The sequence below is a fragment of the Lishizhenia sp. genome (assembly GCF_057456495.1).
The window spans coordinates 1-8,868 of sequence record NZ_JBVCPV010000125.1; the positions used below are offsets into that span (position 1 = coordinate 1).

General features: G+C 38.5%; 9 protein-coding genes and 1 pseudogene. 2 read left to right on the forward strand and 8 right to left on the reverse strand.

Annotation, left to right across the window (positions count from 1 at the left end; genetic code table 11):
- The 5 genes from AC22ZQ_RS09670 to purH form a co-directional block, all read right to left on the reverse strand.
- Window positions 1-1,124, reverse strand: a 1,124-nt coding sequence (locus tag AC22ZQ_RS09670; protein ID WP_318958580.1) for a penicillin-binding transpeptidase domain-containing protein, incomplete at its 3' end; no start/stop codon positions are given.
- Complete coding sequence (locus AC22ZQ_RS09675) at window positions 1,121-1,636, reverse strand: hypothetical protein (RefSeq protein WP_318958581.1); 516 nt, start codon at window positions 1,634-1,636, stop codon at window positions 1,121-1,123. The genes AC22ZQ_RS09675 and AC22ZQ_RS09670, both read right to left, overlap by 4 nt.
- A gap of 1 nt (window position 1,637) precedes the next feature.
- Window positions 1,638-2,483 carry a rod shape-determining protein MreC gene (gene mreC, locus AC22ZQ_RS09680; RefSeq protein ID WP_318958582.1) on the reverse strand — a complete coding sequence of 282 codons (846 nt, stop codon included), beginning with the start codon at window positions 2,481-2,483 and terminating at the stop codon, window positions 1,638-1,640.
- A gap of 16 nt (window positions 2,484-2,499) precedes the next feature.
- Entirely contained in the window at window positions 2,500-3,525 is a 1,026-nt protein-coding gene (locus tag AC22ZQ_RS09685) for a rod shape-determining protein (RefSeq protein ID WP_318958583.1), read from the reverse strand.
- A 97-nt stretch (window positions 3,526-3,622) separates the two neighbouring features.
- Window positions 3,623-5,149 carry a bifunctional phosphoribosylaminoimidazolecarboxamide formyltransferase/IMP cyclohydrolase gene (purH, locus tag AC22ZQ_RS09690; RefSeq protein ID WP_413468683.1) on the reverse strand — a complete coding sequence of 509 codons (1,527 nt, stop codon included), beginning with the start codon at window positions 5,147-5,149 and terminating at the stop codon, window positions 3,623-3,625.
- 466 nt (window positions 5,150-5,615) lie between these two features.
- Between purH and AC22ZQ_RS09695 the strand changes: the two are divergent.
- Window positions 5,616-5,831: pseudogene (locus tag AC22ZQ_RS09695) on the forward strand (VF530 family protein); the annotation flags it as partial.
- Window positions 5,832-6,401: 570 nt separating this feature from the next.
- Window positions 6,402-7,844 carry an MFS transporter gene (locus tag AC22ZQ_RS09700; protein WP_318958585.1) on the forward strand — a complete coding sequence of 481 codons (1,443 nt, stop codon included), beginning with the start codon at window positions 6,402-6,404 and terminating at the stop codon, window positions 7,842-7,844.
- Window positions 7,845-7,849: 5 nt separating this feature from the next.
- Here AC22ZQ_RS09700 and AC22ZQ_RS09705 read toward each other — a convergent pair whose 3' ends face one another.
- From AC22ZQ_RS09705 to AC22ZQ_RS09715, 3 genes are all read right to left on the reverse strand, one after another.
- A complete protein-coding gene (locus AC22ZQ_RS09705) occupies window positions 7,850-8,224 on the reverse strand; it encodes an RNA-binding S4 domain-containing protein (RefSeq protein WP_318958586.1) in 375 nt (124 codons plus the stop codon).
- Between the two features lies 1 nt (window position 8,225).
- The gene (locus AC22ZQ_RS09710) at window positions 8,226-8,573 is read right to left on the reverse strand and encodes an MmcQ/YjbR family DNA-binding protein (RefSeq protein ID WP_318958587.1); all 348 of its coding nucleotides are present in this window, start codon (window positions 8,571-8,573) and stop codon (window positions 8,226-8,228) included.
- Window positions 8,573-8,868, reverse strand: a 296-nt coding sequence (locus AC22ZQ_RS09715; protein ID WP_318958588.1) for a T9SS type A sorting domain-containing protein, incomplete at its 5' end; no start/stop codon positions are given. The genes AC22ZQ_RS09710 and AC22ZQ_RS09715, both read right to left, overlap by 1 nt.

An 8,868-nucleotide genomic window follows, 5' to 3' on the forward strand; every position in this document is an offset into this window, starting at 1 on the left:
ACCGCATCTTGTATATTTTGTGCATTTGGGTGGTTGTGACAACCCACCATTGCTTTATTACAGGGAAACCCGGTATTTTCCGTAATAACTCCTTCTTGCAAACCAACTAGAGCCTGAACCAATTTAAAAATAGAACCTGGAGGGTATTCGGCCTGTAGCGGTCGTGCAAACAAAGGCTTTAAACTATCGTTCACAAGTTTTCTATAGTTCTCCTTTATTTTACGAGAACCCACCATCATATTCGGGTCGTAACTTGGAGCAGAAACCAAACTTAAAATTTCTCCAGAAGACGGTTCAATCGCAACTATACATCCCTTTTTATTGGTCATTAGTTTTTCTCCGTAAGCTTGTAAGTCTATATCTAAACCAAGGGTAAGGGGCGGACCTTGTTCAGCGGCCGTATCCAGCGCACCTCCCGCATAAGTTTCAACGATACCTCCTCTCGCTGATCTAATAATATAGTGCACTCCCTTCTGTCCTCTTAACTCCTTTTCATAATAATTCTCAAGTCCTGTTCTACCTACATAATCTCCTTGATTATAAAAAACAGGATCGGCCTTCAGCTCTTTGTATCTAATCTCGTTCAGGTATCCAAAAATATTTCCTCCATTCGGATAAGGATAATTACGCATAGAGATGGATTGTTCATAAAAACCTTTAAAACGACCTAATCTTGGAGCAATACGAGCAATTTCGGCTTGGGTTAATTGGGTGAGAAAAGCATAAGAACTATAGCCACGGTAATCATTAACTACAGTATCGTTACCTGTAATTTTACTGCGCGTTCTTCTGTCTAACTTTCTTCTGATTTCATTAAAGCGATAGGGAATGAAACTATCGGGTACATTCAAAAGTTGGGCAAATGCATGTGTGTCTAAATCTTCAATGTTATTTTCAATAAACATCAAATTATAGAAGGTTTGATTGGATACTACTTTCTTATGATTTCTGTCGAAGATAATTCCTCGTGGTGGCTTCACTTCTAGCTTCTTTTGAGAAACCTCAGCGGCTCTCTCTTTCCACTTATCATCCACCACTTGCATATAGAAGAGGCGCATAGAATAGATTAATCCTATCGCCACAAAAAGTCCGTAAAAAACCAGTCTTCTAGCTTCTAAATTCATTTCTTTTTCCCCTTCTTAAAGAATAGCACTTGTATGATTATGGCTAAAAATAGGGTTATTACAGCACTTAAAATAGTTTTTTGAAATACAAATAATATTTCTTTGAAACTTAAGTACTCTAAAATGAAAAAGTAGAGATGATGAACCAAAGTGAAGATTCCAAAAACGGGGATAAACCAACGCCATCCCATTTGGTATATATTTCCTTCTTCAAAACCTTCATACCCATCTCTAGGCGAAAACAATGAAAACAACTCCGGTCTTAAATAAGCGATAAGTACCGCTGAACTTGCGTGTAATCCGAAGGTATTCATAAAGAAATCTATGCTCAATCCACACAAGAAGGCGATGACCATAACACCTATTAATCCCATTTCAAAGGGAAGCAATAAGATGAACAAAGGATAAATCATGGGATGTATGCCTAAAGGAAAAGGTATTTGACCTAGTATTAACCCTTGTACTAATACAAAGACAACAAAACGAAGGATATGTTTTACTACTGGATTCATCTTAGTCAATAAACTCTTCTTTAAATACAGACTCCAGGGAATCCTTTTCTAATTTCATGATATTTTCCACTACGAAAACAGACTGTAGTCTTCTTAAGTCATTCCCCAACTTCACGGTAATTTTCCATTCGGGTTTTCCTTCAATTTCTTCAATTGCTGCTACCCTTCCTACAAGGTGATTTTTAGGGAATAAACCAGACTGACTATTGGTAACCACTTCCCAGCCTAACTCCACTGGAATATCGTTAGAAATACCTGTAAGTGTAATTGTTCTTGGATCCTTTTCCGTGCCTTCCCACTTCAATAAGCCCCCTGCATGAACATTTACTATTTCAGCAGGAATATTGATATTTTCTGTTAGAACCGATTTAACCACCGCATAGTGCTTCGACACATCGTAAATAATTCCGACTAAACCATTCGAGGAAATAACCCCCATATCTCTTCGGATACCAGAGGCTGCACCTTTGTTTAGGGTAAAATAATTGTTCTTATAGGTATATGTGGAATTAACAATTACAGCGGGTATGTAATCGAACTGCAATTCTAAAAGGGTGTCTTCTATACGAATTCTATCGTCGGATAATGCAATGTAATTTTCCAATTGCGATTTCTTCAAGGCTTTAATTTCAGCTTGAAGTCGCTCATTCTCCTCTTCCAAAGAAAAGTGTTTGGTAAAATCTTGCTGTGCATCTAACAAGGTAGCTGCAACACCATTACTCGAGTTAAAAAAACGCGTTCTTGGATATTGCACCCAAGAAAAATAAGACGTTAACGCAAATACTTGCAAGATTAGGAAGACCAGAAAGATTCTAAACCTTCTAAAAAAAGCAATTAAATTACGCATTACACCTCAGGAGTTTTTAGTCTCTAATTAAGAATTGGAATCTATCGATGTTTTTCAATGCGATACTTGTACCTCTTGCTACCGCTCTTAACGGATCTTCTGCAATGTGTACAGGTAATTTTGTTTTGATGGCAATACGCTTATCCAAACCTCTTAACATAGACCCACCACCTGCTAAGTAGATACCTGTTTTGTAGATATCCGCAGAAAGTTCTGGTGGCGTCATCTCCAAGGCACTTAAAATCGCCTCTTCAATTTTAGAGATAGTTTTGTCTAATGCGTGTGCTATTTCTGAGTAAGTAACTACGATTTCTTTTGGAATACCTGTCATTAAATCTCGACCACGAACGGCGAAATCTGCAGGAGGGTTCTCCAATTCTGTCATAGCAGCACCTACTTCAATTTTAATTTGTTCTGCTGTACGTTCACCTACCAAGATGTTGTGCTGGCGACGCATGTATTCTTCGATATCTGCTGTAAAGTCATCTCCCGCAACACGGATAGATTTATCACAAACAATACCACCTAATGCGATAACGGCAATCTCTGAAGTACCTCCACCTATATCGATAATCATGTTACCCATAGGCTCTTCCACGTCTATACCAATACCGATAGCGGCTGCCATAGGCTCGTGAATTAAGTATACCTCTTTTGCGTGTGCGTGTTCTGCACTATCACGTACCGCTCTTTTCTCTACTTCAGTAATTCCAGAAGGAATACATATTACCATACGTAAAGAAGGGTTGAACATACTCTTTCCCCCCTTGATCATTTTGATCATTCCACGTATCATGCTTTCTGCACTCTGGAAATCTGCAATTACACCATCTTTCAGGGGCCTGACAGTTTCGATCAGCTTATGGGTTTTCCCATGCATCTGTTGTGCTTTTTTTCCAATGGCAACGATCTTACCTGTTTGGATATTTTTAGCTACAATAGAAGGTTCATCAACAACTACCTTATCGTTTTGAATGATAAGCGTATTTGCTGTACCTAGATCGATCGCAATTTCTTGCGTTAAAAAATCAAATAATCCCATGTGATGTTGTAGAGCAATCTTTTTAGTCCCCCTAAGTTTAGTAATTATTCACCAACTTAGGGGGATAAAAATTCGAAAACTTAGTAATTTTCTATTATTAGTGTTTAAAGTGTCTGTTTCCGGTAAATACCATCGCTACATTGTTCTCGTTACAGTAGTCGATAGATAATTGATCTTTGATAGATCCACCTGGCTGAATAACAGCTGTAATCCCTGCCTTATCTGCGATTTCAACACAGTCTGGGAATGGGAAGAATGCATCAGAAGCCATTACTGCACCTTTCAAATCAAAGTCGAATGATTGTGCTTTGTGAATTGCTTGTCTTAAGGCATCAACTCTTGAAGTTTGTCCTGTTCCACTTGCCAATAACTGTCCGTTTTTCGCCAAGATAATTGTGTTAGATTTTGTGTGTTTCACCAACTTGTTAGCGAACTCCAAATCTTTCAATTCTTGCTCAGAACATTTTGCTTCTGTTCTTGGCTCGAAGTTTTTAATTTCATCCGTAATGAAATCTTTATCTTGTTCCAATACACCGTTCAAGATAGTTCTGAACTGACGTTTTGGTAATTCAATATCTTTTTGAACTAAGATTACTCTGTTCTTCTTTCCTTTCAAGATCTCTAATGCCTCAGCATCGTATCCTGGTGCGATAACTACCTCACAGAATAATTTGTGAATTTCTTCTGCTGTAGGAACATCTATCGTTGTGTTAGAAATCAAGATACCTCCAAATGCAGAAACTGGGTCACCAGCCAATGCGTCGTTGTATGCTTCTAAGATCGTAGCTCTTGTTGCAACTCCACATGCGTTGTTGTGTTTCAAAATAGCGAATGTAGGAGCATCGTTTTTGAACTCTCCCATTAAATTCACTGCTGCATCAACGTCTAACAAGTTGTTGTAAGAAAGTTCTTTTCCGTGTAACTTGTCAAACATCGCATCCATATCTCCGTGGAAAATACCTTTTTGGTGAGGATTTTCTCCGTAACGCAATACTTGCGCTTGGTTGATAGATTGTTTGAACACCTCTTTTTCTCCTTGGTTGAAGTAGTTAAAGATGTGTGTATCGTAGTGAGAAGATACTTGGAACGCATCTCTCGCAAATGATTTTCTTTCTTCTAATGAAGTCTCCGCTCCTCTTGCTTCCAAGATTGCGTTGAACTCTTCGTAGTTATCCATAGATGGGATAATTACTACATCTTCGTAGTTCTTTGCTGCAGCTCTGATTAAAGAAATACCACCGATATCAATTTTCTCGATAATATCTTGGTGAGCAGCTCCAGAAGCTACTGTATCCTCAAATGGGTAAAGATCAACAATTACCAAATCCAATTCAGGAATTTCAAATTCTGCAATTTGCTCTTGGTCTTTTTCTAAACCACGACGGTTCAAAATACCTCCAAATACTTTTGGGTGTAAAGTTTTTACTCTTCCTCCTAAAATAGAAGGGTAAGAAGTTAAATCTTCTACTCTTTCAACATTGATTCCCAAACCTTCGATGAAAGCTTGTGTACCTCCTGTTGAATAAATTGTTACTCCGTTCTTATCTAGATTTTTAACGATTTCATCTAGACCGTCTTTGTTAAATACTGAAATTAAAGCACTTTTGATTTTCTTGACACCCATAATTGCGTTGAATTTAAGGGCGCAAAGATACATAATTCAATTTAAAATTCAGAAAATATAATAAGGTAATGTTTGAGAGTTTGGAAAGTTTGATGATTCAACAATTTAATGATTCAATAATTCAAGGATTTGTCTCTCGACTGCCGCTTGAGAAACTAAGTTTGATTGTTTGATGATTCAAGGATTCAAGACTTCAAAATTCAAGGATTTGAAGATTTGAAGATTTGAAACTAACAAGGTTCACGAGCGGAGCGCTGTACTGAGCGACAGTCGAAGTGTCGAATGGCCAGTTTCTAATGCAAGCTTTCTAAAGATTCAAGGATTCGAAAATTTGAAGGATTCAACAATTCAAAGATTTGAGGGATTAAATTCGTGAATTACCCCATCTCTTTCTCATTTCTCACACTCCTTATTATTTTTTGTTCACACTCCATCCTGTTTTCCTACCTTTGAAGAAAAATAGAAGATGGAAGAACAACCCAATAATCCTTTACACGGCGTTAAGCTGCAAGATATCGTAGAATACTTGGTGCAATTCTATGGCTGGGAAGAATTGGGAAGTCGTATTGACATACGTTGTTTTAATTTGAACCCTACCGTGGGTTCGAGTCTGAAATTTTTACGCAGAACTCCTTGGGCCAGAAACAAAGTAGAGAAACTGTATTTGGACACTCAAAAGAAGGGCAAAGCCATGCCCAACCCTCCCTTTCCATTAAAAGTAAAATCTACAACTCCACCTAAAGCGAAAGAAAAAACTAAAGTAAAGAAGGTGGTAAAACCAAAAGGACCAACAAAAACAAAACAGACCAATAGCGGCAGCAAGTATACCTTGAGGTAGATTTGAGCGTTTGATGGTTTGAAAGTTTGTCTCTCGGCTCCGCTCGAGAACCTGTGTTCGTTAGTGCATGAGGTGTTCCAGGTACTTTGTGTACCCTGTGAAAAACCTATAATCATTGACAATGAAAACGTTAGTCAATACCCATTTGTCGCGCGAAAACAAGACGCTAAAAAATTCTTTATTCTGCATTCTAAAATCTCAATTTATTCCCTATTTTAGTAGTGACAGATTATTTATTAACGTAAAATGAGAAGCACTCTCAGCTTGCAAGATTCATCCCTTCATTCGCAAAGTGAAGGGATTTTTGCTTTTTAGTGATTGGTGAGAAGTGATAAGTCAAAAGTACTGCAGTCTAAAACCATTTCAAGTATAATTACTACATTCAGGGCCGTAAACCATAGATATTTCTGATCCATGCAAAATAATCAGCGTTCTACCTTTGCTATTTTAGTATCGGTTTTCTTTTTCTGGGGCTTTGTTGCTGCCAGTAACGACATACTCATCCCTGTATTTAAAGGGGCTTTTGACTTAGAGAATTGGCAATCTCAATTGATAAACTTAGCGTTTTACGGTGCCTACTTTTTTGGATCTATTATCTATAACCTCATCGCACATGTTAAGGGAAAAGATTTGATTACCATTTTCGGTTATCAAAAATCCATCTCCCTAGGTTTAATTGTGTCGGCCTTAGGAACCTTACTATTTATTCCCGCGGCGAGTTTAAATTCGTACGCGCTTATGTTGAGCGGATTATTTGTTGTAGGACTCGGTTTTTCATTACAACAAACTGCTGCCAATCCCTTCGCCATTCAATTGGGTGATCCCGCCAAAGGATCGCAACGTTTAAGTTTAGCAGGTGGAATTAACAACGTGGGAACGACCGTCGCTCCCCTTCTAATTTCGTTGGCCATTTTTGGAACTTTGGATACCGATAATGCGGTTACGAAAACCATAGAGGATGTAAAAATCCCCTACTTATTATTAGGAATGGCATTTATTTTTGCCGCAGCTGTTTTTTGGTTTACAGCACCAAAGAAAACCTTACAAGAAGACTTGGTTGACACAGCATCATTGAAGGAAGAAGAAGAAACCTTGAAACTCGTATCAGGTACTGAAAAAAAATCTGCTTTAAACTATATCCAACTCCTTCTCGGAATGGGGGCGATTTTCTTTTATGTAGGTGTTGAGGTTGCTACTGCAGGAAATTTAGGGGAATATTTAAAACAAGAATTCAATTATACAGACAGCACTATAGGTCCTTTCGTAGCCCTTTACTGGGGTTCTTTGATGATAGGCCGTTGGGCAAGTTCTGCAGGAGCGTTTACAGATAAAAAGAATACAAGAATGATTTTAAAAATTGTTCTTCCGTATTTAGCCTTTGGCGTTTTCTTATTTACCAGTTATTTATTTGGAAAAGATGTGCGTCCGTTCTACAATTACGCCTTCATCATCCCCGTACTCATCATCGCAGATTTTGCCACAAAGGAGAAACCTTATTCTCAATTGGCTGTATTTGCCGTTCTCGGTATCGTTTCTTTGTTGGTAGGGATTTTTGGTGAGGGAATCACTGCCATCTATGGTTTGATGAGTGTAGGATTATTCTGTTCTACCCTATGGCCTTGTATCTTTACCTTGGCCATCTCCGGCTTGGGTAAACACAGTGCTCAAGGATCTAGTTATTTAGTAATGATGATTATTGGAGGAGCCATTATCTCTACCGCACAAGGTGCTTTAATGGACGCCTGGGATGTCCGTTACTCTTTCTTTATTGATGTGCTTTGTTTTGTGTATCTATTTGTCTTCGCGTTAATAACAGGACCTATACACAAACGCAATTTAGAGGAAGGCGTCCAATAAACGACTTAATCCCATGTAAGGTAATCTTCCAGGTCTCTTCTGTCTTTTTTAGACGGTTTACCCGTACCGTAATTTCTATAGGTGCGTTGCGCCTCTTGGTAGGTTTTGAATTTTTCTAGTTCCACAGGAGAAGTAATATCTTGGATATGGTTGTCTACCAACTTGGCACCTACCCTTTTATCCAGCAACTCCTTAACTCTGTACTTAAAAACAGCATTGTGTTTGGTAATGCTAATCACGTCCCCCCCTTTAATTTCTTTGGCAGGTTTAATTCCTTCATCGTTTACGCGGACCTTACCCTTTTTCACCATTTCAGTGGCGATGGATCTTGTTTTCGCCAAACGCACACACCAAACAAATTTATCTACACGTACTCCCATGCTACTCTAAAGTCTTTTGTATTTTCTTTGGTAGTTTTTGCACCACCAATTCGTAAGAATGATCTATTAGTTCGTAGAACAACGCATCCGGCACATCACTGTTGATTTTAACAGTATTCCAGTGCACTTTGCTCATGTGGTAACCGGGTAAAACACCTTCATAGCTATCGCGTAATTCTACAGCTCTTTCAGGATCACATTTTAGGTTAACGCCATCGCCTTTCTCCAAGGCCATTAACGCAAACATTTTACCCGCTACCTTGAACACCAAAGTCTCTGCATCGAAAGGAAAACTTTCTTCCACGCTTTTCTTTTGCAAACAATAATCTCTTATTTCTTCAATGTTCATCAACGCGAAATTACAAAACGCTTTGTGCTTTGACCAATTTTAAGAAAATAAACTCCACTTGACAGGGTATGGAGACTAATTTGTGCATCGGATGCAAATTGACCTTTAAGAACTTGCTCTCCAAGGGTATTTATAACTTGGTAGCTTTGATTTTCCACCCCTAGAACAAAGAGCATGTCCTGAGCTGGATTTGGATAAAGTGTAAGTTCATTTACGGATCCCCCAAGGTTTAATCCACCAATCAGATCCCAACTCTGATCTAAATCCGATTTTTGCAAGGCCTGGTTGTCCTTCA